The sequence below is a fragment of the Pedobacter sp. 05T44 genome (assembly GCF_056395985.1).
Window position 1 is genome coordinate 191,062 of sequence record NZ_JBFTKO010000005.1, and the last position, 22,862, is coordinate 213,923.

21 protein-coding genes are annotated in these 22,862 nt (G+C 38.1%); 18 read left to right on the plus strand and 3 right to left on the minus strand.

The window, feature by feature from the left end:
• Positions 1-5: 5 nt before the first annotated feature.
• The 5 genes from AC1DDK_RS10905 to AC1DDK_RS10925 are packed head-to-tail and all read left to right on the plus strand — an operon-like array spanning position 6 to position 5,742.
• A complete protein-coding gene (locus AC1DDK_RS10905) occupies positions 6-3,593 on the plus strand; it encodes a response regulator (protein ID WP_288884268.1) in 3,588 nt (1,195 codons plus the stop codon).
• 4 nt (positions 3,594-3,597) lie between these two features.
• On the plus strand, positions 3,598-3,963 hold the full coding sequence (locus AC1DDK_RS10910) for a response regulator (protein WP_172662296.1): 366 nt from the start codon (positions 3,598-3,600) through the stop codon (positions 3,961-3,963).
• Positions 3,964-4,785 (plus strand): CheR family methyltransferase, encoded by an 822-nt coding sequence (locus tag AC1DDK_RS10915; RefSeq protein ID WP_172662295.1) that lies wholly within the window; start codon positions 3,964-3,966, stop codon positions 4,783-4,785.
• Positions 4,782-5,348 carry a chemotaxis protein CheB gene (locus AC1DDK_RS10920; protein WP_172662294.1) on the plus strand — a complete coding sequence of 189 codons (567 nt, stop codon included), beginning with the start codon at positions 4,782-4,784 and terminating at the stop codon, positions 5,346-5,348. Before AC1DDK_RS10915 ends, AC1DDK_RS10920 begins: the two co-directional genes overlap by 4 nt.
• Positions 5,349-5,373: 25 nt before the next feature.
• On the plus strand, positions 5,374-5,742 hold the full coding sequence (locus AC1DDK_RS10925) for a response regulator (RefSeq protein ID WP_172662293.1): 369 nt from the start codon (positions 5,374-5,376) through the stop codon (positions 5,740-5,742).
• A 131-nt stretch (positions 5,743-5,873) separates the two neighbouring features.
• Here AC1DDK_RS10925 and AC1DDK_RS10930 read toward each other — a convergent pair whose 3' ends face one another.
• On the minus strand, positions 5,874-7,556 hold the full coding sequence (locus AC1DDK_RS10930) for a dipeptidyl-peptidase 3 family protein (RefSeq protein WP_172662292.1): 1,683 nt from the start codon (positions 7,554-7,556) through the stop codon (positions 5,874-5,876).
• A gap of 126 nt (positions 7,557-7,682) precedes the next feature.
• Between AC1DDK_RS10930 and AC1DDK_RS10935 the strand changes: the two genes are divergently transcribed.
• Positions 7,683-8,516, plus strand: a complete 834-nt coding sequence (locus AC1DDK_RS10935; protein WP_337717055.1) for an N-acetylmuramoyl-L-alanine amidase — start codon at positions 7,683-7,685, stop codon at positions 8,514-8,516.
• Between the two features lie 99 nt (positions 8,517-8,615).
• Here AC1DDK_RS10935 and AC1DDK_RS10940 read toward each other — a convergent pair whose 3' ends face one another.
• Entirely contained in the window at positions 8,616-10,277 is a 1,662-nt protein-coding gene (locus tag AC1DDK_RS10940) for a glutamine--tRNA ligase/YqeY domain fusion protein (RefSeq protein WP_477633898.1), read from the minus strand.
• A gap of 79 nt (positions 10,278-10,356) precedes the next feature.
• On the opposite strand from AC1DDK_RS10940, the gene AC1DDK_RS10945 reads away from it, so the two are divergent.
• From AC1DDK_RS10945 to AC1DDK_RS10985, 9 genes are all read left to right on the plus strand, one after another.
• Positions 10,357-10,776 carry a cobalamin B12-binding domain-containing protein gene (locus AC1DDK_RS10945; RefSeq protein WP_172662289.1) on the plus strand — a complete coding sequence of 140 codons (420 nt, stop codon included), beginning with the start codon at positions 10,357-10,359 and terminating at the stop codon, positions 10,774-10,776.
• A 3-nt stretch (positions 10,777-10,779) separates the two neighbouring features.
• Positions 10,780-11,562, plus strand: coding sequence for an enoyl-CoA hydratase/isomerase family protein (locus tag AC1DDK_RS10950; protein ID WP_172662288.1), 783 nt, complete (start codon positions 10,780-10,782; stop codon positions 11,560-11,562).
• A gap of 170 nt (positions 11,563-11,732) precedes the next feature.
• Positions 11,733-13,133, plus strand: coding sequence for a sigma-54-dependent transcriptional regulator (locus tag AC1DDK_RS10955; RefSeq protein ID WP_477633899.1), 1,401 nt, complete (start codon positions 11,733-11,735; stop codon positions 13,131-13,133).
• Between the two features lies 1 nt (position 13,134).
• Complete coding sequence (locus AC1DDK_RS10960) at positions 13,135-14,772, plus strand: sensor histidine kinase (protein ID WP_172662286.1); 1,638 nt, start codon at positions 13,135-13,137, stop codon at positions 14,770-14,772.
• A gap of 13 nt (positions 14,773-14,785) precedes the next feature.
• The gene (locus tag AC1DDK_RS10965; RefSeq protein WP_172662285.1) at positions 14,786-16,243 is read left to right on the plus strand and encodes a hybrid sensor histidine kinase/response regulator; all 1,458 of its coding nucleotides are present in this window, start codon (positions 14,786-14,788) and stop codon (positions 16,241-16,243) included.
• An 11-nt stretch (positions 16,244-16,254) separates the two neighbouring features.
• On the plus strand, positions 16,255-17,307 hold the full coding sequence (locus AC1DDK_RS10970; RefSeq protein WP_172662284.1) for an AI-2E family transporter: 1,053 nt from the start codon (positions 16,255-16,257) through the stop codon (positions 17,305-17,307).
• A 52-nt stretch (positions 17,308-17,359) separates the two neighbouring features.
• The gene (locus tag AC1DDK_RS10975) at positions 17,360-17,626 is read left to right on the plus strand and encodes a YtxH domain-containing protein (protein ID WP_048908192.1); all 267 of its coding nucleotides are present in this window, start codon (positions 17,360-17,362) and stop codon (positions 17,624-17,626) included.
• 23 nt (positions 17,627-17,649) lie between these two features.
• Positions 17,650-18,039: a phage holin family protein gene (locus AC1DDK_RS10980; protein ID WP_172662283.1), complete on the plus strand. Its 390-nt coding sequence runs from the start codon at positions 17,650-17,652 to the stop codon at positions 18,037-18,039.
• Positions 18,017-18,466 (plus strand): hypothetical protein, encoded by a 450-nt coding sequence (locus tag AC1DDK_RS10985; protein WP_172662282.1) that lies wholly within the window; start codon positions 18,017-18,019, stop codon positions 18,464-18,466. The genes AC1DDK_RS10980 and AC1DDK_RS10985 overlap by 23 nt, the downstream gene beginning before the upstream one ends.
• A 44-nt stretch (positions 18,467-18,510) precedes the next feature.
• On the opposite strand, the gene aspS is transcribed toward AC1DDK_RS10985, so the two are convergent.
• The gene (gene aspS / locus AC1DDK_RS10990) at positions 18,511-20,256 is read right to left on the minus strand and encodes an aspartate--tRNA ligase (RefSeq protein WP_337717052.1); all 1,746 of its coding nucleotides are present in this window, start codon (positions 20,254-20,256) and stop codon (positions 18,511-18,513) included.
• A 232-nt stretch (positions 20,257-20,488) separates the two neighbouring features.
• On the opposite strand from aspS, the gene AC1DDK_RS10995 reads away from it, so the two are divergent.
• Genes AC1DDK_RS10995 through AC1DDK_RS11005 form a run of 3 tightly spaced genes read left to right on the plus strand, consistent with a single transcriptional unit; the run spans position 20,489 to position 22,861 of the window.
• The gene (locus AC1DDK_RS10995) at positions 20,489-21,034 is read left to right on the plus strand and encodes an RNA polymerase sigma factor (protein ID WP_172662280.1); all 546 of its coding nucleotides are present in this window, start codon (positions 20,489-20,491) and stop codon (positions 21,032-21,034) included.
• A 1-nt stretch (position 21,035) separates the two neighbouring features.
• Positions 21,036-21,563 (plus strand): hypothetical protein, encoded by a 528-nt coding sequence (locus AC1DDK_RS11000; protein ID WP_337717050.1) that lies wholly within the window; start codon positions 21,036-21,038, stop codon positions 21,561-21,563.
• Positions 21,560-22,861, plus strand: a complete 1,302-nt coding sequence (locus tag AC1DDK_RS11005; protein WP_337717048.1) for a hypothetical protein — start codon at positions 21,560-21,562, stop codon at positions 22,859-22,861. Before AC1DDK_RS11000 ends, AC1DDK_RS11005 begins: the two co-directional genes overlap by 4 nt.
• Position 22,862: the final 1 nt, after the last annotated feature.

Here is a 22,862-nt window from a genome sequence, read left to right on the forward strand (position 1 = left end):
AATTTATGAAAGAAAAATCTTTAAGAAATAATCTACGAATTGGTTTAGGGCTATCATTATTGATCCTTTTTATTTCATCACTTGCGTCTTTTATTAGTATAAAGAACCTGATTCAAAATGCAGATCTGGTTTCGCATAGCAATGAAGTTATGACGAACCTTGATGGTGTAATTTCGACATTAAAAGATGCAGAAACAGGACAAAGAGGATACTTGCTGACTGGTGATAAGGTTTTTTTGGAGCCTTATAACGGTGCAAGGCAAACCGCAATTGATCTTTTAAGCAAAGTAAGCTCAGATACAAAGGACAATCCTTTTCAGCAGCAAAATGCGAAGGAGTTACAGGGGATTATTGATGACCGGTTAAGTATTATTGAAAAAACCATAGCGTTAAAAGGTAAAGGCGAAAGTGTTTCTACTGCCCAATTACTTGACGGAAAGGTTTACATGGATAAGTCGAGGACTGTTATTAAAAGAATGCAGGCTGAAGAAAAGAGATTGCTTGATGAACGGACCGCTAATATGAATAAGATGGCGGGCTATACCCCAATTTTAATTCTTATAGCTGCTTTTTTTGCCATTTTGATTACCGTGATTTTCTACAAAAGAGTTTCCTCAGATTTTAATACCAGAAGGCAATTACAAAAAGAGCTGGAGGATAAGAATGAGGAGATAGCCAATAGGATTGAAGTTATTCAAGGCATTGCTGCTCAAATTTCTAATGGCGATTACCAGATCCGGATGAATGCGGAACAAAAAGATGGCCTGGGTAGTTTAGCGGGGTCCTTAAATTCAATGGCCGAATCACTTCAGTATTCTTTTGCCCTTTTGGCCGATAAAGAATGGCTCCAATCGGGCATTGCCACTCTTAATGATAAGATGGTTGGAGAAAAAAGCGTAGAGGAGCTTGCTAATGATATTCTTGAGAACATTATAGTACATACGAATAGTGCTGTTGCAGCTTTTTACCTGGCGGGAGATGATTCGGAATTACATCTTGCAGGAAGCTATTCTCTGATAATAGATAGAGAAAAGTATAGGTTAAATGCCGGAGAAGGTATTGCGGGACAGGTGTTTAAATCGGGGAAACAAATTTTGATCAATGATATTCCCGAGGGCGAAATGACCATTAGCTATGCAACAGGCGCTACCAAACCAAGAAATGTTGTTGCTTTTCCTGTGGTTAGACATAATGAAACTATTGGGGTAATGGAACTTGGTTCATTGAATATTTACACCCCCCTTCAATTGGAGTTCTTTAACAATATTTCGCATAATATCGGAATTGCAGTACATGTTGCACAGAATCGCAAGAAATTACAGGAGCTTTTAGAGGAAACCCAGGCCCAGGCCGAAGAGTTGCAGGCCCAGCATAGTGAACTGGAGGGACTCAATGCCGAATTAGAAGCTCAGACGCAAAAAATACAAACTTCTGAGGAAGAGCTGAGGGTGCAGCAGGAAGAATTATTGCAGAGCAATCAGGAACTTGAGGAAAGAACCAGTTTATTGGAAGAGAAGAATCAACTCATTCAGGAGCGAAATCTGGATATACAACAGAAAGCCGAGCAATTGGAGCAAAGCACCAAGTATAAATCGGAATTCCTTGCAAACATGTCGCACGAATTGCGTACTCCTCTAAACTCAATATTACTCTTGTCTAAATTAATGTCGGAGAATAAGGAGCTTGATAAGGAATATGTGGAGTATGCGGATGTGATTCAAAGCTCAGGACAGGGGTTGTTGGGGCTTATTGACGAAATACTGGATCTCTCTAAAATAGAGGCTGGGAAAATGAAACTTGAGTTTGATGATATTAGTGTTAATGAGGTAATAACTGATATGCGGTCTTTATTTGAGCCATTGGCAAAGAATAAAGGGCTTGAGTTGGTTATTGATGCTGAGGAGACCAAGGGTGTTATTAATACAGATAAAATGCGACTTGAGCAGATTTTAAAGAATCTGCTGTCTAATGCGATCAAATTTACAAATCATGGCAAGGTCTCATTAACGGTTAAAAGAGACGATACGAATAAGTTCATCTTGTTTAAAGTCACAGATACCGGCATAGGTATTCCGGGAGATAAACTTGGGCTTATATTTGAAGCATTTCAACAGGCCGACGGTTCGACCAGAAGGAAGTTTGGCGGTACCGGGCTAGGCCTTTCTATAAGCAGGGAGCTATCGAAACTGTTGGGAGGAGAAATTGAGCTTACCAGTAAAGAAAATGTAGGTAGTGAGTTTACGTTCGCTTTACCCATTGATAGATTGGCTGCAGTTAAAAAACAAGAAGAGCAGGAAACCGATACTTTCGCTCCCCTTGAAAAACAAAGGGAGGTTATTTTAGAAAGATTTACTGTTGACCATATTCCACAAGAGGTTGAGGACGACAGGAACGATATTAAAGAAGACGATAAAGTAATTTTAATAGTAGAAGATGATACTGCGTTTGCGAAAACGCTTTTGAAGTTTACCCGAAAAAGAAATTATAAAGGGATTGTAGCCGTTAGAGGCGATGTTGGGATTGAACTGGCCAATCACTATAACCCTCTTGCTATTTTATTGGACATTCAACTTCCTGTTAAGGATGGATGGCAGGTAATGGAGGAGCTGAAGTCAAATCCTAAAACCAGACATATTCCAGTTCATATTATGTCATCTCTTGAGGTTAAAAAGGAAAGTTTGCTAAAGGGAGCGGTAGATTTTATAAATAAGCCTGTAGCTCTTGAGCATATGGCGCAGATATTCCAAAAGCTTGAACAAGCATTAACTAAAGGACCCAAAAAAGTTCTTATTGTTGAAGAAAACAAGCAGCATGCCCAAGCCTTGAGTTATTTCTTGAGTAACTATAACATCAACACTCAGGTTGCTAATAATGTTAAAGAAGGGATTGGTGCGTTACAGGAAAAAGAAGTGGATTGTGTGATTCTGGATATGGGTATACCAGATAAAAATGCATATGAAACGCTTGAAACGATTAAGAAAAGTGAAGGATTGGAAAATTTACCTATCATCATCTTTACCGGGAAAAACTTATCGAAGGGCGAGGAGAGTAGGATTAAACAATATGCCGATTCAATTGTAGTAAAAACAGCCCATTCTTATCAAAGAATACTAGATGAAGCCGGACTGTTCTTGCATCTAATAGAGGAGAAGGAATTGGATGGTAAGCATAAAAAACAGGCAACTGAAAAACTTGGAGGCCTTTATGAGGTGCTGAATAACAAAACAGTTCTGATTGCTGATGATGATGTGAGAAATATATTCTCATTAACAAAAGCATTGGAACAACATAAAATGAAAGTTTTAGCAGCTACGGATGGAAAGGAAGCGCTACAAATGCTCAAAGAGAACCCATTGATAGATATTGTGCTAATGGATATGATGATGCCCGAGATGGACGGATATGAAAGCACTAAAGAGATCAGGAAAATCCCTGCATATAAACAATTACCGGTTTTGGCTGTTACTGCCAAAGCAATGATGGGCGACAGGGAAAAATGTATTGCCGCAGGGGCGTCTGATTACATCTCTAAGCCTGTTGATATTGATCAGCTAATCTCGTTATTACGTGTTTGGCTTTACAACAAAGTGTAGCTATATGGCGAAAAAGATATTGATAATTGATGACGATAACAGGAACATTTTTGCGTTATCGGCTGTTTTAAAAGCAAAAGGCTACCAATGTTTAACCGCAACCGGAGGGGAAGAAGGAATAGACCTGCTTAAAGAGAATAAAGAGATTGCAGTGGTTTTAATGGACATGATGATGCCGGGAATGGATGGATATGAGGCAATAGCTAAAATAGATGAAAGTCCGGAAATTAAACATATTCCTGTTATAGCTGTTACGGCCCAGGCCATGGTTGGAGATAGAGAACGGTGTATGAATGCGGGGGCTGCCGGCTATGTCTCTAAACCTATTAATGTTGAAGAGTTAACAAGTTTACTCATAAAGTATATATAATTGGAACTCTCTGTAATTAACGACGATCATGTTGAGATCTTACTTTCAGACCTTCTGGAAAAGTATGGGTATGATTTTACCGGGTATTCCAGAGCATCTTTAAAGAGAAGAATTATACGACTGTACAGTTTGGATAGAGCCGTAAGTTTTGCTGAGTTCAGATATAAGATAAATAACGATAATCTATATTTTAAACGGTTTGTAGAACAGATTACAGTTAATGTAACTGAAATGTTTAGAGATCCTGTTTTTTTTAAAACATTAAGAGACGTTGTATTGCCAAAGTTGGGCACATACCCATTTATCAGAATTTGGCTGGCGGGCTGCTCAACAGGAGAAGAGGCATATTCGATCTCAATTATTTTAAAAGAACTTAACCTGCTGCATAAATCTTTAATCTACGCAACAGATTTAAACCCAATTGTGTTGGAAAAGGCCGCACAAGGAATGTTTGGCATGAATAGCATGAAGCAATATTCTGAGAACTATATTTTATCTGGAGGTTTAAAGGATTTTTCAAGTTATTATACAGCGAATTATTCGCTTGCTAAATTTGATGAGGACTTAAAAAGTAAGATCATATTTTCAACACATAATCTGGTTTCTGATTACTCCTTTAATGAGTTTCAGCTCATTTTATGTAGAAATGTATTGATCTATTTTGATAGGGAACTACAGCAGAAGGTGCTAAACCTTTTTGATGAGAGCCTTGAAGAGCTGGGGTATTTAGCACTTGGAACAAAGGAAACAATTAATTTTTCGGGCATTTCGGACAAGTATAAACGATTGGATTCAGAGAAGATCTGGAGGAAAATACAATGATAAAAAAATGTGAAGCATTTATTATCGGAGGCTCTGCAGGGAGTTTGGATGTGCTTTTAAAAGTGCTTCCATTAGTTAATGTTGCAATAAAATTCCCAATAGTCATTGTTATCCATCGTAAACATGGCGCAGATTCTTTATTGCCTGAATTGTTGTCAACCAGAACTAAGCTTAAGGTTAAAGAGGTAGACGAAAAAGAGCCGTTAATTGCTGGCACTATTTATATAGCTCCGTCAGATTATCATTTGCTGATTGAGCAGGATCGTTCATTTTCTTTGGATTATTCCGAAAAAATAAACTATTCCAGACCGGCAATAGACGCAACATTTCAAACCGCAGCAGAGGTTTATAAAGATACCCTAGTGTGTCTTTTGCTATCAGGATCGAACGCTGATGGTGTAAATGGGTTGAAAAGTGTTAAGCTTTGGGGTGGAACAACCTTGATTCAGGATCCAAATAGTGCTCAAGTAGCATATATGCCTGCCCAAGCTCAAGCTAACGTAAAAATAGATCATGTTTTAAGCATAGAAGATATAGCAGAATTCATAAATTTGTTGCCCTAAACGTTGTAGTTAACCATACCCGCAAATGGAGAAGAATAAAAGAGTATTTGTATTTGATGATAATGCAGAAATTTTAGAATTATGTACAATTATTCTGGAAGATGCAGGTTTCGATATTAAGACATCTTCGACCTCTAATAATATTATAGATCAGGTGTTGGCATATATACCGGATATTATTTTTATGGACAATTGGCTGCCGGATGTGGGGGGTATTGACGCAACCAGAGCGCTTAAAGGCCATGAGGCACTGAAAGGTATACCTGTAATTTATTTCTCTGCAAATAACGATGTACAGGCGCTTGCAACAGAAGCTGGGGCAGATGGCTATTTGTCTAAACCTTTTGATATCCAAGAATTGGAGGATATCATTCACAAACACCTTTCCGTTTAAAGGAAGACAGGATCTTAAGACGATAGTGGTAAGAGGATAGCGGGTCATCTCGACGATAGGAGAGATCTCGTTTTTATGCTACTTCAAGAGATCTCTCCTATCGTCGAGATGACGAAAGAATTTCGCTTAGGTTACTTCACACCCAAAACATCAACGCCTTGCTCAAAAATGATATCAACAGGGATTCCCTTTTTGGTTAATTTATCAAGATCGGTTTGAAGTTCAGTTGAAATAACAGCCTTTTCTTTTTGAGCCTTTTCTACAGCCGCTTTATTCCCGTTTCCTTGAAGGGTTATAATTAAGCCGCTTAATTTATTCATAGCCATTTCAAATTTAGCAAAGTCGACCTTGTATGTGCCATTTTCATTTCTGATGAAAGCCCCATTTTCCTTAAAGAAATTGAAGCATTGCATGTTAGCTTTTCCATGTGCGCTTGCAGCTCCAAATCTTACTGAGCGAAGTATGCCCGCCATATATGTGGTGTAAAACTGCTTAATGTCGCCTTTCAGTTCTCCCTTTTTAAGTAATCCGGTTACCATGTAAAGCCCTAAAACATCCGCCTTACCTTCTTCAAGCCATGAATATTGCTCTTGCAAAGCTTCTTTAACAAATCCCTTACCTGTAATTGTTTTTTTGATTCCTAAGCCATGAGCAACCTCGTGAAACATTACGTTGGCAAAGAAAGCATCGAAATTGATGTATTGTTGCTGATCTTTGTCGATAAGTTCTTGGGCTATAGGTATTAGAATTTTGTCGAACTTAGCTTTCATTGCATTTTTTAGCTGTGAACGCCTTGTGCCCTTCTTTTGTTGGATAATTTCATCATTTGGAAGGTTTACTGCAATTGTTTTTGAACCAGCATTACAATCACCCGCATAGTAGATCACATCGTAAGCATTTAGCTCGGAGTCTGTACCTGGCTTTTCTTTCTTGTATTTAGCATCAACAGGCAGGCCTTGCTGTAGCTGAGGGAGCATGCTTACATACTTGGCAAGACGCTTGCTCCATACCTTGTCTTTTATCAATACATAAGCCTCGTAAGAGGCACGAGCATTGAATAATTTGTCTTCATAATTCTCAATAGGACCAATAATGATATCAAGGTTGTTGGTTTTCATGTCTAGCCATGCATAGTCGCTTGCAGTATAGTTGTCTGTTACTAACGCATCGGCACGTAGATTCAGATACTTTTTAAGCCCCGCGTCTTCTGCAAGCAGTGCAGCTTGTTTTAGAAGATTTGAAGCTTTTTGTAATTCTGCAGCAAAAAGAACATGGTAAGGAATTGAATTTAGTTTTCCTGTGCTATCCTTTTTTATAACAGAGTATTGCCCGTATTTATCTTTTGCGTCAGATTTTTTGAGGTCTTCTTTAGTCATTCCCGCAGGATAGAAGCTAGCCGCATCCGGTTTAGGGCCGATGCCCGCAACAAAGGGCTTGTCGCCATTAAGTCTGTCCCATGGCCCATAGTTAATCCAGATGAAAGATTTTGTTTTTTCATCCTTTATGGTGTTTAGTAAACTATCTCTCTGAGGGTATGCCTGTTTCCAGAATAGCTCATCCATTATTTGAGCAGATTGTATTAGCAGAGGAAGTATTTTACGTTCATTAATAGTCAGGTCATTTAAATTGGTAGTGAGTTTTACCTTTTCATAAATATCTAGTCGCTCATTTACATACTTCTGTAAACTGTCGTTTGATGATGTTTTCTTTTCTGTTGTTTTTGTGTTTTTGTCCTGCGGGCTACCGCACGAAGCAATTCCTGCAATGATTGAGCATCCAGCAATAAAAAGGCTTGCTTTGCTAATGTTTTTCATATATGAATATATTAGTACTTTTATGACTATATGACCTGCTTTTAGGCAAGACAGGTTTGATAGTGCAGATTTAATTGCGACTAAAATAGTAAAAAATAGTAATTTCACGCCTTCTATCTTTTCATTATGGTATATCAGATCAAATTAAAAAAAGGCTATCCCTACATTTTAGCAATGCTTATGCTTGCATCATGCTCTGCAGGTAAATACGCAGCTACAAATAAAGTGTATAAGAAAAAGGCAGGRGAGTTTGCTGAAGCAATAAAATCAATGCCACCAGTAGGCCAAGGCGTTGTGCTTTCTGATCCGACGCTTCAATCTTGGGTTGGATCTGTGAATTTCGGTATACGAAGACCAAACTTTGTAGTTCTTCATCATACTGCCCAGAAATCTTCTGATCAGACAATAAAAACTTTTACCATTGCTAAAACAGAGGTGAGCGCTCATTATGTAGTTGGGAGGGACGGAAAGGTTATTCAAATGGTAAATGACTATTTAAGAGCTAATCACGCAGGTGTGGGAAAATGGGGTAACGATACGGATCTAAACTCGTCTTCTATTGGAATAGAGATTGATAATTCGGGAACTGAACCTTATTCTGAAGTGCAGTTACAAAGTCTGATGACTTTGCTGTCGACCTTAAAAAGCAGGTATAAAATTCCAACGGCAAATTTTATAGGCCATTCAGATCTGGCACCAAGGAGAAAGGTTGATCCCACTAATTTCCCCTGGAAGAGGTTTGCCGAAAAAGGGTATGGATTATGGTACGACAGTGTGCTTGTAATGCCACCAGATAATTTCGATGCAACTCTTGCGCTAAAAATAATTGGGTATGATGTGAGCAATTTGCCTGCAGCAATTGTGGCGTTTAAGATCCACTTTGTGCAAACAGATGTAACGCCTGAGTTAACCCCTGCAGTTAAACTAATTCTGTTTAACTTGTACAAGAAGTATATGTAAGATGGAGATCATTATGAATTCGTCATCTCGACGATAGGAGAGATCTCCTGAACTACATGAGCAAGAGATCTCTCCTATCGTCGAGATGACGGGTGTAGCCTATTTGTTAGCCTTTGCCCAGGCATCCTTTAAGGAAACGGTACGATTGAAGATCAAGTTTCCAGGAATAGAATCTTTATCTAGGCAGTAGTACCCTTTTCTGATAAACTGGTAACGCGCATCCTTATCTGCATTTGCAAGATAAGGTTCAATATATGCTTGTTTTATAACCTCAATGCTGTTCGGATTAAGATAGTCTTTGAAATCACCCTCTTCGGAATCCGGAGATTCAGAGGTAAACAGACGATCGTACATTCTGATCTCAGCGCTTTTTGCATGTTTACTGCTCACCCAGTGAATGGTACCTTTAACATTTATGCCACTGGTATCTTCGCCGCTTTTAGATTCCGGGATATAAGTGCAATATATTTCAGTCACATTCCCATTCGCATCTTTCTTGAAGTCTTCACATTTTACAATATAAGCATGTTTAAGCCTTACGGTTGCTCCTGGCGCAAGTCTGAACCATTTTTTGGCGGGCTCTTCCATAAAGTCTTCTCGCTCAATCCACAATTCATTGCTGAAGGGGATTTCTCTTGTTCCGCCTTTATCTTCTGCTTCAGGGTTGTTTTCTCCTATTAGTATTTCATTCTGTCCTTCAGGATAGTTGGTAATGATCAGCTTAATCGGGTCAAGCACCGCCATAACTCTGTTCGCTGTTTTATTTAAATGCTCACGCACACAGAATTCTAAAAGACTTAACTCTATAAGGTTTTCTCTTTTGGCAATTCCAATTCTGTCACAAAACTCTCTGATACTTTCCGGGGTGTATCCGCGTCTTCTTAATCCGCTTATTGTTGGCATGCGGGKGTCATCCCATCCACTTACTACACCCTCATTTACCAATTGAAGCAGCTTGCGCTTACTCATAACAGTATATGAAAGGTTTAAACGCGCAAATTCGTATTGTTTTGATGGAAATATTTCAAGTTTCTCGATTAGCCAATCGTACAATTCGCGATGTGCCACATACTCAAGCGTACAAATAGAATGCGTAATGGTTTCGATGCTGTCACTTTGTCCATGTGCAAAATCGTACATTGGGTAGATACACCACTTATTTCCTGTTCTGTGGTGTTCAGCATGTTTAATCCTATAGATCACCGGATCCCTCATAATCATGTTGGGGCTGGCCATGTCTATTTTAGCACGGAGTGTACAGGTGCCGTCTGGAAACTCACCACCCTTCATTCGGGTAAAGAGATCAAGATTCTCTTCAATGCTGCGGTTTCTGTATGGACTGTCTTTACCAGCTTCAGTTGGTGTTCCTTTTAATTCAGCAATTTCTTCCGCGGTACTGTCATCCACGTAGGCCAAACCTTTTTTGATAAGGGTTACGGCAAATTCATAAAGTGAATCGAAATAATCAGAAGTATATAATTCGTTTTTCCATTCAAAGCCCAGCCATTTAATATCTGCCTGTTGACTGTCTACATATTCGGTTTTTTCTGTAACCGGATTGGTATCATCAAACCTTAAGTTTGTGTAGCCACCATATTTTTTTGTTAGCCCAAAGTTTAAGCATATAGCTTTTGCGTGGCCTATATGCAAATATCCATTCGGTTCTGGTGGAAAACGTGTGATTAGTGTTTCGTATTTTCCGCTATTTAAATCGTTCTCAATGATTTCTTCAATAAAGTTCAATGATCTTTCTTCACTCATAAAAACTGTAAATTTAGCGCCAAAGTTAACATAAAAGCGCTAATTTACTTACATTTACCACCTACTATTAGTATAAATTATGAGCAAAACGTTAAACAGGCCAATACGTGTTTTAGTCGCGAAGGTTGGGCTCGACGGGCATGACAGAGGGGCAAAAGTTATTGCAACGTCTCTCAGAGATGCCGGTATGGAAGTGATTTATACCGGATTGCGCCAAACGCCGGAAATGGTTGTAAATACCGCCTTGCAGGAAGATGTAGACGCAATTGGTATTTCCATTCTATCAGGAGCTCATATGACTGTTTTTCCGAAAATTGTAGAGATCATGAAGCAAAAACAATTAACAGATGTTTTGCTGACAGGCGGAGGTATTATTCCTGAAAATGACATAAAAAAGCTTAAGGAGATGGGTGTAGGAGAGTTGTTTGCCCCCGGAACTACAATGGTTACTATAGTAGACTATATTAAAAATTGGGTTGTTGAAAACAGAAATTTTTAGATTATGACTTATCAGAACATTTTACTGGAAATAACAGATGAGATTCTTTATATTACTATAAACCGCGAGCATAAATTAAATGCCTTAAATAAAGCTACATTGGCTGAATTAGCTGAAGCAATTTCAATTGCCGCAGACAACAATGAGGTAAGAGGAGTCTTAATTACCGGTGCCGGAGAGAGGGCTTTTGTTGCAGGGGCAGATATTTCAGAATTTTCCAACTACAATATTGCCGAAGGAGAGGAGCTTGCACGAGTAGGACAAAATAGCGTGTTTGATGCTATCGAGAATTGTCCTAAGCCGGTAATTGCAGCAATTAATGGATTTGCTTTAGGAGGAGGATTAGAATTGGCTATGGCTTGTCACCTACGTATTGCTTCTGAGAATGCAAAGCTTGGCTTACCGGAAGTTAGTCTTGGTTTAATTCCCGGATATGGGGGCACACAAAGGTTAACTCAGTTGGTAGGTAAAGGAAAAGCAATTGAGATCATTACAACAGCAGAGATGATCACTGCTTCAGAGGCAGAAAAAATAGGGTTGGTGAATTATGTAGTTCCTCAGAGCGAGCTTATTGCTAAGGCCGAAGAGATATTAAATAAAATAAAATTAAGAGCCCCATTAGCAATCGCCAGTGCTATAAAAGCCGTAAATGCATCATTATTACCCGATGTTGATGGGTTTGATACCGAGATAAAGGAATTTGGTAAATGCTTTGGTACTTTGGATTTTAAAGAAGGAACTACCGCATTTCTTGAGAAAAGAAAGCCGGTATTTTTCGGGAAATAAAGTCCTCAATTCGCTGAACCTCATTAAGTCTTTGAGGGATTTATTGGGGTTTTGTCATAAAGTGAGAAAAAAATTGTATACTTTTTTTATAAAACTGTAGAAAATATTTCCCAGATAAAAAAAACTAGTTATATTTATTTCATAAAATGCGCTCTAATTTTTTAGGTAATATGAGAAAAATATTAATTGTTGACGATGAGGTAAACATCGGCGTGCTGTTATCCAAGTTTTTAACCAGAAATTCCTTTAGTGTATCAACGGCTACAAGCGGTGTGACGGCAATGGATTACCTGGCTAAAGAAGCTTATGACCTTGTTTTATGTGATTATAGACTTGAGGATACGGACKGGAGAGAAATGCTGATCAAGATAAAGGAAAGCTATCCTAGCACCGGAGTTATTATTATTACAGGTTATTCGGATATTAAGCTTGCAGTAGAACTGATTAAATTAGGGGCATATGATTATATTACTAAGCCTCTATATCCCGATGAAATTTTAAATACAATTAATAAGGCAATAGAAACTCAGATTGCATTAAACACAAATCAATCTGAAACCTCTTCCGAAACGACTAAACAAAAGGCAGCAAAACAAGCCTACAAGCAGGTGGATAATTTTGTTGCGGGCCAAAGCCCTGCTTCAAAAGAGTTATTGAAGCAGATTCAATTGGTTGCGCCAACTTCCTATAGTGTTATTTTAACAGGCGAAAGCGGTACAGGAAAAGAGTCTGTAGCAAAAGCAATCCACCTAAATAGTCCAAGGAAAGATCGCCCGTTTGTGGCAATGGATTGTGGTTCACTTACTAAAGAATTGGCTGGTAGCGAATTCTTTGGTCATGAAAAGGGGTCATTTACAGGAGCCCTTTATACTAAAATCGGTCATTTTGAAATGGCGAATGGAGGAACGCTTTTTCTGGATGAGGTAGGGAACCTTTCTTATGATATCCAGGCTGCTTTATTGCGAACTGTACAGGAGAGAAAAATTAAAAGAATAGGTAGCACCAAAGAGATTGATTTGGATGTAAGGATTATTGTTGCAACAAATGAAAATCTTTCCAATGCTATTCAGAAAGGGAAATTCAGAGAGGACCTTTATCATAGGTTCAATGAATTTTCTATCGGTTTGCCTCCGTTAAGTCAGAGAGGTGACGATATTATGGTTTTTGCATATACGTTTTTGGATGTGGCAAATCAGGAATTGTCGAGGAACGTACAGGGGTTTTCTGAAGAGGTTGTAGATTGTTTCCTTACCTACAATTGGCCAGGTAATGTAAGAGAGCTTAAAAATGTGGTTAGAAGGGCGACCTTGCTTACTGAGAACCAGGAAATACAATTAAAGGCACTTCCTCTTGAAATCTCAACCTATGCCAAAGCATCAGCTATTGAAAGTTCAATTTCTCGTATCGAAAAACCGAGGGATTTGAAAAATGCAGCTCTTGAAGCTGAGTACGATGCTATTTTAAAAGTTTTAAGAGAAGTAAATTTTAATAAAACAAAGGCAGCAAAAATTCTAAATATCGACCGAAAAACGTTGTACAACAAAATGAGAGCGATTAATTTGGATACATAAAGTGTTACTGGTAGTTATTGTCATCTTTATCGGGCTATTGATCCTGGGATATCTCCTTTTTAGGAGTATGTTGGTAGTGGGTGGGCTAAGAGATGAAGTCGCAGCGCTACAAAAGCAGAATAAGTATCTTTTAGAAAGAGTTGAAGTTCTTAATCTTGCCGAGCGAATTACCCACCTTGGAAGCTGGGAGATTTTTGTAGTAAGCGGGCAAGTTAAATGGTCAGAAGAGCTTTATAAAGTGTACGGATTTAAAAATGATGATTTTTTACCTGATATACACATTAATGAACAGGTTATAGCACCTGAATATAGAGAAAAGGTATCTAAAGAATTAAAATCTGCGATTGATAATAAAACATCTTTTGCTGTTGAATACCAGATCATACAACCTTCAGGTAAAAGAAAATACGTGCTGGGTCAGGGGTTTTATATCGAGGGTGAAGACAAACTTGTTGGTACCATCCAGGACATTACTGAGTTAAAAGAAGCTGTTTTAAAGCTCAAGATAAACGAATCGTTATTAAGAGAAGCAGAAATGGTTTCGCATAGCGGAAGTTGGGAATGGATGGATGGTAAGGAGTTTATTCTTTGGTCTGATGAGATGTATAACATACATGGTTTTCTTCCTCATTCAGTATTCGTCAATTTTGCATTTTATAAAAGGCTTGTTCACGAGGATGATCTCCAGCTTTTTATGGATAACTTTTATAAGGCCAAAAAGGATAAAATCTCTTTTAAAATAAACTATAGAATTGTGTTGCCTTCAGGAGAGATCCGGCATGTGCTTACTACAGCAGAGCATAAACGAATAGGTTTAAATGATAACTATGCCTATATTGGAAACACACAGGACGTAACGCAATTAAGAGAAGCTCAGGTACAGCTTGAAGAAAAAGTAGTTGAACTGAATCGCTCTAATCAGGATTTAGAACAATTTGCTTATGTTGCATCACACGATTTACAGGAGCCTTTAAGAAAGATACAAGCTTTTGGAGACCGGCTGAAAGATAAGTATGGTGAGCAGATGAATGCAGAGGCTCAGGATTACATCGGTAGAATGAGGGGAGCCTCTGAGCGAATGCGTGCGTTAATTGATGACCTTCTGGCATTTTCCAAGCTAACAAGGGGTAGTAAAAGTTATTCTAAACTTAAACTTGGCGATGTTGTAAGAAAGACATTAAGCGATCTTGATTTTACAATAGAGCTTAAGAAAGCCATAGTTGACATTGATTTTGAAGAGGACGAAATTGAAGGTGTTGAAAGCCAGCTAGTACAACTTTTTCAAAATTTGATAGGAAATTCTTTAAAGTTCACAAGTCAAAATGAGGTTCCCAACATTTCAATATTTGGAACCACCAAGTATGGGCATGAATTGAATATAGCTGAGATTAACAAAAACCAGTTATATTGTGTTGTTAAAGTAAAAGATAATGGAATTGGTTTTGAAACCGAAGATGCTTTGAAAATATTTGACATTTTTCATCGCTTACATTCAAGAGTTGACTACGAAGGGACAGGTATTGGGTTGGCTATATGTAAGAGGATAGCGGATAATCATTCTGGTTTTATTTTTGCAGAAAGCAAACCTGGTGAAGGGACTGCTTTTGTGGTGATTCTTCCGAAGAAACAAAATAAATGAAAATAATCTGAGAATGAGGCAGGTAAGAGTTTTATTAATAGATGATGATGAAGATGATTACATCCTTACAAAGGAGGTTTTTGATCAGACTTCGGCGTCATATGAGCTGTCGTGGGTCAACAGTTATGAGAAGGGGATTTATGCCATTTTAAAGAAGCAATTTGATGTTTACCTGGTTGATTACCGATTGGGAAAGGGGACAGGAATAGATTTGCTAAATGAAGCAATTAACTCTGGATGTGAAGAACCAATAATTATACTTACAGGTAAGGGCGACTTGGTTATCGACGAACAAGCTATGAATATTGGTGCTGCTGATTACTTGGTGAAAGATGAGATAGACTCCTCCTCATTGGATAGAAGTATTCGATATTCAATTAAGGAAGCGAGCGCAACAAAGGCGTTGAAGGATAGTGAACGGAAATACAGGGCCATTTTTGAACAGGCAAAAGATCCAATTCTCGTGTCTGACTCCTCAGGAAGAATTTATGATATCAATAGTGCGGGATTAAAGTTTCTTGATTATGAGCGATCAGTAATACTGCAATTAAATACAAGTGCAATTTTTAATAATACAGAAGAAGGAGAAAGATTTAGGGAGCTAATGGAAAGCAATGGCTCTCTAAGTGGTTTTGAGTGCGAATTGATTTCAAGTAAATCAGAGGTGTACTGCTGTAGCTTATCTTCATTTATTCAAACGGATATGGTAAATGTGAAAGAGGTTTATCATACCATTATTCATGATCTGAGCCATAGAAAGAACTTAGAGGAACGATCTGTTAGCCTGGGTAAAATGTCAATTTCAGAACATATTGCAAAAGGACTTGGAGAAGAAATCAGGGATCCTTTAAGCACTATAAACCTTGCATTGGACGAACTGGCGGCTGATCCTGCAATTATTTGTAATGAAACAATTCAATCGTACCTGGAAATTATAAAAAGTAATTGCGACAGAGTGAACCAACTGATGCAAAACTTCATTTCCAGCACTGAAACAAAAACCTTAAATCTTCAGCGGCATAATATATTAACGGTAATAGAGGAAGCTATCTCTGATGTGGAGGATTTAATAGTTGGGCACAATATAAAGTTAACAAGGCAATTTCATCAATCTGAGCAGAAGGTATTACTCGATAAACCTAAAATAAAAAATGCGTTGGTTAGTGTTATTAAAAATGCGGCGGAAGCCATGCAGAGTTACCCCAAAATTATTCACATTACATGCACAGCTGATAAGGGGATGTATGAAATCGCCATAGAGGATAATGGTATGGGGGTAGATCCAAAAAATAAGGAAAAGATTTTTGAACCATTTTTCACAACAAAAAAACGTGCCAGCGGATTGGGGCTTACCCATGCCCAACGTGTATTAACTACTCACAATGGTTCCATTAAACTTAAGCAACTTGCACAAGGGAGTTTATTCCTGATTCGCATTCCGATATATCATGAAGGAACGCTCTGGTTTTAACCTAAAGAATTATGTCAATATTTACATATAAGCAGAGGAATAATATCAATCTTGTAATTATAATAGCCCTGGGCTGTTTAATCGCATTTTCTTTACAAGGTATTTTTGGGTCGATATTAAGCACGCTTGTTTTGTATACATTATTGCGGCCCGCCTTTATCTACTTTGTTGACGAGAAGGGGATGAATAGACGTTTTTCGGCCATTTTATTGCTTTTTGTTTCAGTAATTGTTATCATCCTCCCTTTTTATGCATTAAGCAGTATGATGATCAATAAGATTGCGGAACTGCAGAGTGATCCATCATATTTTAAAAATGTTATTTTTAAACTAAAGCACCTGATCCCAATCGATGGGGATCTTCAAAATCTTGTTGAAGAGGGAGTGAAAAAAGCTGGGGTATGGGCCACGGAATTATTCCCTTCACTTATTACCGGAGCGTTTAATATTATTCTGGGCTTACTTTTAATGTATTTTTTACTCTACTTTATGCTGGTAGAGCGAGAAACATTTGAATCTGCTCTGGTAAAATATGCGCCTTTTAGAGAGCAAAACGCACAACGATTTGCCGAAGAAATGCGAAACACAACCTATGCAAATGTTGTAGGTCAGGGGTTTATTGCTTTGGTACAGGGATCTCTTTTGGGGCTTGCCTTTTATGTTTTAGGTTATACTGATCCGGTATTTTGGGGTGTGATAACGGCCTTTATATCGTTTGTTCCAATACTTGGGCCTCCGGTTATTTTTGTGCCGGCTGCGTTGTTGCAAGTTGCAGAAGGCAACAATTTTGCTGGCTGGGCAATGCTGATATTTGGATTTGTGGTGATCATTAACATCGACAATGTAATCCGTTTTATGATTGCAAAGCGGATTGGAAATATTCATCCCATAACCACTGTAATTGGCGTAGTTATTGGTATACCTTTATTTGGGATATTGGGGTTGGTATTTGGCCCATTATTGATATCTTATTTTGTATTATTGATAAAAATATATGAAACAAGCGCTATGGCATCTGAAAGATTGGAGAGAATTAAAACAATTTCAGAGCATGGCGAGTTATAATAATACGGAGAGCGGAAATAGAATATAAATGTTAAACATAAATTAAAATGTCATGAGTGATAATTCAAAAGTATTAATAGGGCTTTTAGCCGGTTTGGCTGCGGGTGCAGCATTGGGATTACTTTTAGCACCTGAAAAAGGAAGTGATACCAGAGATAAATTAAGTCAATCATTAAAAGATCTTGGAGATTCTATCAGAGATAAAGCCGCAGATGAAATAAACCATCTGGCCAGTTTGAAAGATAAGGTTGTAGGGTCTGTTAAAAGCAAGCTTCGTCAATCTGAAGAGGAATTTGTTGACGATGTAGAACACGCTTAATAAACAAGCTTTAAACCAGCAGCATGGAGGAAAATCACGAAAATAAGGAAAAGGGCATTGAGGACTTATATGAAGATGCAAAGAGTTATTTAGATACCAGGGTCGAGTATACTCGCTTATATCTTGTGGAGAAGATTTCGAAGATATTTGCAGATTTGGTAACCAATGCTGTAGTAGCTATATGCTTTATACTTGCTTTCTTGTTTGGTACCTTTACGTTAGCCTTATTCTTGTCAGACCTGCTTGGAAGCTATGCAAGGGGTTTTGGTTGTGTGGCATTAATCTATGTCTTTTTGGCGCTGATTGTTTATTACACGAAAGAAAAATACATCGAGAAGGCAATAATTAACTTTACTATCAGAAATTACTTTAACAAATTGGCGGATAAGGATGAAGAAGATAAGAAGATATAATATTCGGAACCTGGAAGACCTGCACGCAACGGTAGCTAGCCTAAAGGCTGAATATACAATGCAGGAAGAAGTATTGTTTAATGACACCAAAGTGTACTTCAGGCAGTTTACTTTAGGAGGATTAATTAAAAAATATGCAACTCCGTCAGCTTTTCTTAAGATGGATGATAAACTGAATCTGAGCAGTAGCGTGATGTCTTATATCTTGCCTTTTATTATGAATACTACATTATTCAGAGGATCCGGGTTTCTTACTAAAACCCTTGTTGGACTGGCATCGAATAAAGTAGGAAAAACCTTAGATGCAGAACATTTGTCAGCTATTTTTAATTCCGTTAAATCGTGGTTTACTGGTTCTAAGAAAAAGAAAGAGAAAGAAGGCGCGGATGTTGATTATGGTATTCCACCTGACAGTGAAACGTATTAAAAGAGAAAAGGGAGTTGTTTGAACTCCCTTTTCTCTTTTAACAACTAAACCGTTGTCTTTATTTTCAATTCTTTCAATTGCTTTTCATCAATTGTAGAAGGGCTATCAATCATAACATCCCTACCGGAATTGTTTTTAGGGAAAGCAATTACATCACGGATGGTATCAAGACCAGCAAAAATAGAGCATAGTCTATCGAATCCAAATGCAATGCCGCCATGTGGTGGAGCGCCAAACTCAAATGCGTCCATTAAGAATCCAAATTGCTTTTGTGCTTCTTCAGCTGAAAAACCTAAATGCTTAAACATTAATGCCTGTAAAGCCCTGTCATGGATACGAATTGAACCACCGCCAATTTCAGTTCCATTTACCACCATATCATAGGCATTTGCTCTTACTTCTCCTGGTTTAGAGTCTAAAAGATCAATGTCTTCCGGCTTAGGAGAGGTGAATGGATGGTGCATTGCGTGGTATCTCTCGGTCTCTTCATCCCATTCCAATAGAGGGAAGTCGAGTACCCATAAAGCGCTAAATTTATTTTTATCGCGTAAACCCAAACGATTCCCCATCTCTAAACGTAGCTCGCTCAATTGTTTGCGCACTTTGTCTTGAATGCCAGCCATAACTAATACTAAATCACCCGGCTGAGTATTAAACGCTGCTGACCATTTCTTTAGCTCGTCTTCATTGTAAAACTTGTCTACAGATGATTTTAATGAGCCATCTTCATTGTGTCTTAAATAAATGAGCCCTGTCGCACCAATTTGGGGGCGTTTGATGAAGTCTGTAAGCTCATCAACCTGTTTGCGGGTATAGCCGGCACAACCTTTTGCGTTAATACCAACAACCAGTTCTGCATTGTCAAAAACAGGGAAATCTTTGCCTTTAACCAGGTCGGTAATCTCAACGAATTGCATGTCAAAGCGGGTATCGGGCTTATCAGAACCATAAAAACGCATTGCATCTGCATATTGCATTCTTGGTACTTCCGGTAAATCAAAATCTTTAACTTCTTTAAATAAAGTGCGGATCAAACCTTCAAAAGTATTTAGTATATCTTCCTGCTCAATGAATGACATCTCACAGTCTATCTGGGTAAATTCAGGTTGCCTGTCAGCACGTAAATCCTCGTCTCTAAAACACTTCACAATTTGGAAGTATCTATCAAAGCCAGATACCATTAACAATTGTTTAAAKGTTTGCGGAGATTGCGGAAGTGCATAGAACTCACCTGCATTCATACGGCTTGGAACAACGAAATCCCTTGCGCCTTCAGGCGTAGATTTAATAAGTACCGGTGTTTCAACTTCTATAAAGTCTAATCCATCTAAATAACGGCGAACTGCCTGCGCCATTTTATGGCGTAATATCATGTTGTTACGAACCGGATTTCTACGCAAATCAAGGTAGCGGTATTTCATTCGTAAGTCATCACCGCCGTCAGTTTCATCATCTATTAAAAAGGGAGGTAGTTTAGCTGCATTTAATATTTCAAGGGCAGTGATTTTTATCTCAACCTCTCCTGTTGGCATTTTAAGGTTTTTGTTAGAGCGTTCTACCACCAATCCGCTGGCTTTAATTACAAACTCTCTTCCTAAACCACGGGCAGCTTCACATAATTCACGATTATCATCCATATTGAAAACCAATTGGGTAATCCCGTATCTGTCACGGATATCTATGAAGGTCATGCCTCCTAAATCTCTTGATTTCTGTACCCAACCGCAAAGGATTACATTTTCTCCTAAGTTCTTAATGGTTAAAGCGCCGCAAGTAGTTGTTCTTAACATTATTAAAATTATTAAGCGGCAAAAATATTCATTTTGAACCACATATTTTAAATGCTGGCGATTTTACTTGCTATATTTAATTGATTATCTGTTTGAATTAAGAAAAAAAGTCATGACTATGCTTAGAAGAGGTGAGGATGGTAGCCTGTAAAATCAAGAAAATGAAAATTTTTTAATACTACATGCAACGTTTTAAAAAAGTAGTTGTCATATTAAACGAATCAGAAAAACATTGGAAACAGTATACATAGATAAACACGTAGAGTTAGTTTCCGATTGCCGACAAGGCAATCGGAAAGCACAATTTGAAATTTACAAATTGTATGCTAAAGCTATGTACAATGTAGCTCTGAGGATAGTTAATCATGAAGCCGAGGCAGAAGACGTTTTGCAGGAGGGGTTTTTAGATGCCTTTACAAGAATAGAAACCTTTAGAGGCGAAACTACTTTTGGATTATGGTTAAAGCAGATCATCATTAATAAATCAATTAATCAGCTGAGGAAACGAAAAGCAGAATTTATAAACATTGATGAAGTAGATATTGCGGATACCGAGGCAGAGGATGAAGAAGATTTAGAATTTAAGGTAAATGAAATCAGAGAGGCCGTGGCCAGGCTTCCAGATGGATATAGGGTGGTGTTAACGCTGTACTTATTTGAAGGATATGACCATGAAGAAATATCACATATCCTAAAAATATCAGAAAATACATCACGTACACAGTATATGAGAGCCAAAATGAAGTTGAACGGCTTATTAGAAAAGAGAGGAGCATAAGATGAGCAAAAAGTTAGAAGAGTATATTAGAGAACATAAAAAATCTTTTGATGTTGGAACACCATCAGATCAGTTGTGGGGTAAAATTGAAACAGCATTAGACAAAGAAAAAGTAAAAAAGCCTTTGAGGGTGCCGTTGTGGTTCGCTATAGCTGCATCCCTGATCGTGGTGATGACAGTTACTTTTATATATACTTATCGTAACAGGGAAACAGGTGTAGAAATAGCCGATGTAAATCAGGGATATGCGCAGAAAGAGATGAAATTTGCCAGCCTTATTGCGCAGAAAAAAGATAGCCTGATGGTTTATGCACAGGAAAATCCAAAACTATACAGTGAGTTTAGTGCCGATTTACAAAAACTGGGCGCCGACTACGAGAACTTAAAGAAACAGTTGGAGAGCAGCCCAAATCAGAAGCTAGTTGTGAGAGCGATGGTAAAGAATCTTGAGCTTCAGCTACAGGTAATAAATCAGCAGTTATCTATTATTAACGAGGTCAGTCAATATAAAAGGGAAAATAAAATATGAAAAATTTAGGGGGAATTCTTGCAGCCCTGCTGCTTGTATCAAGCTTTGCCAATGCACAATCTGTAAATATTGAAAGTAACGGAAATACAGAACTGGCCGTTAATGTTTCGCAGAAAACAAACATCAATATTGAGGCGCCTGTAAGCTTTGTGCAAAGCACAACTGAAGCGGATGATGATCCGATGAGATCAAAAACATTCAGCAAAACATTTCCTGCAGATAATTCTGATAAAATTATACTGAGTAACCAATACGGATCAATACTGGTTAAAGTATGGGACAGAAAAGAAGTAAAAGTAGATGTTGATATTAAAGCTTACAGCAGCAATGATGCAGAAGCCCAGAAATTGTTGGATAACACTACCATAGAAGCCGGAAAATCTGGAGACCAGATTGTTTTTAAAACCACAATGGAGCAAAAAAATGGCAATTGGGGCAATGGAAGTCGAAATGGTCGAAGGTGGCGCAGAGAAGTGAAGATTAATTATGTTGTTTACATGCCCGCATCAAATGCATTAACCATGTCGCAAAATTATGGTGATGTAACTATGGGTGACCTAAACGGGCCACTCTATGTAAAAGTACAATATGGCAATTTCAAAGCGCAGAACTTAAATAGCACCAATAACTACATCTCTGTTCAGTATGGCAACAATAATGTTCAATCTGTAAACAAAGCCATTGTGAAACACCAATATGGATCGGGATTAACTATAGGCGCAGCCAATACGCTTGACATCGATGCCCAATATGCCGCAGTTAATGTAACCAACATTAAAGGAAATGCAATTATTAAGCAACAATATGGTTCAGGCCTTACCCTAGGATCTGTAGAAAACCTTGACCTTGATGTTCAATATGCGAATGTTAATATAAATGCCATTAAGGGAAATGCCAAAATCAGACAGCAATATAACAATATCAGCATTTCATCAGTAGGCAATCTGGATCTGAATGCCCAATATACAAGCGCCAGCATTGGAACTTTAAGAGGCGATGGAAAGTTCGATATGCAATACAACAAACTAAGTATTGATGAGGTAACCAATGGTTGCAAATTGCTAACTGTTGACGGTGGATACCTAGGTATCTCTATTAATTTTAACAATTCATTTAATGCCGATTTTGATGTGCATACCAGCTATGCTTCATTTAATTATGGCGACAGGGTTTCTGCAAGAATTACTGATGGAGGAGATAGAGGGTCGACAACTAAAAACTATACCGGTAAAATAGGTAATGGAGGTGGTGCCAGAGTAAAGGTCAATTCTGATTACGGGTCAGTATCATTTAAATAAA

Excerpts from the sequence above, each read along its gene's own strand:
- AC1DDK_RS10905 (WP_288884268.1), top strand. The coding sequence starts at position 6 with ATGAAAGAAAAATCTTTAAGAAATAATCTACGAATTGGTTTAGGGCTA.
- AC1DDK_RS10910 (WP_172662296.1), top strand. The coding sequence starts at position 3,598 with ATGGCGAAAAAGATATTGATAATTGATGACGATAACAGGAACATTTTT.
- AC1DDK_RS10920 (WP_172662294.1), top strand. The coding sequence starts at position 4,782 with ATGATAAAAAAATGTGAAGCATTTATTATCGGAGGCTCTGCAGGGAGT.
- AC1DDK_RS10925 (WP_172662293.1), top strand. The coding sequence starts at position 5,374 with ATGGAGAAGAATAAAAGAGTATTTGTATTTGATGATAATGCAGAAATT.
- AC1DDK_RS10930 (WP_172662292.1), bottom strand. The coding sequence starts at position 7,556 with ATGAAAAACATTAGCAAAGCAAGCCTTTTTATTGCTGGATGCTCAATC.
- AC1DDK_RS10945 (WP_172662289.1), top strand. The coding sequence starts at position 10,357 with ATGAGCAAAACGTTAAACAGGCCAATACGTGTTTTAGTCGCGAAGGTT.
- AC1DDK_RS10950 (WP_172662288.1), top strand. The coding sequence starts at position 10,780 with ATGACTTATCAGAACATTTTACTGGAAATAACAGATGAGATTCTTTAT.
- AC1DDK_RS10965 (WP_172662285.1), top strand. The coding sequence starts at position 14,786 with ATGAGGCAGGTAAGAGTTTTATTAATAGATGATGATGAAGATGATTAC.
- AC1DDK_RS10970 (WP_172662284.1), top strand. The coding sequence starts at position 16,255 with ATGTCAATATTTACATATAAGCAGAGGAATAATATCAATCTTGTAATT.
- AC1DDK_RS10975 (WP_048908192.1), top strand. The coding sequence starts at position 17,360 with ATGAGTGATAATTCAAAAGTATTAATAGGGCTTTTAGCCGGTTTGGCT.
- AC1DDK_RS10980 (WP_172662283.1), top strand. The coding sequence starts at position 17,650 with ATGGAGGAAAATCACGAAAATAAGGAAAAGGGCATTGAGGACTTATAT.
- AC1DDK_RS10985 (WP_172662282.1), top strand. The coding sequence starts at position 18,017 with ATGAAGAAGATAAGAAGATATAATATTCGGAACCTGGAAGACCTGCAC.
- AC1DDK_RS11000 (WP_337717050.1), top strand. The coding sequence starts at position 21,036 with ATGAGCAAAAAGTTAGAAGAGTATATTAGAGAACATAAAAAATCTTTT.
- AC1DDK_RS11005 (WP_337717048.1), top strand. The coding sequence starts at position 21,560 with ATGAAAAATTTAGGGGGAATTCTTGCAGCCCTGCTGCTTGTATCAAGC.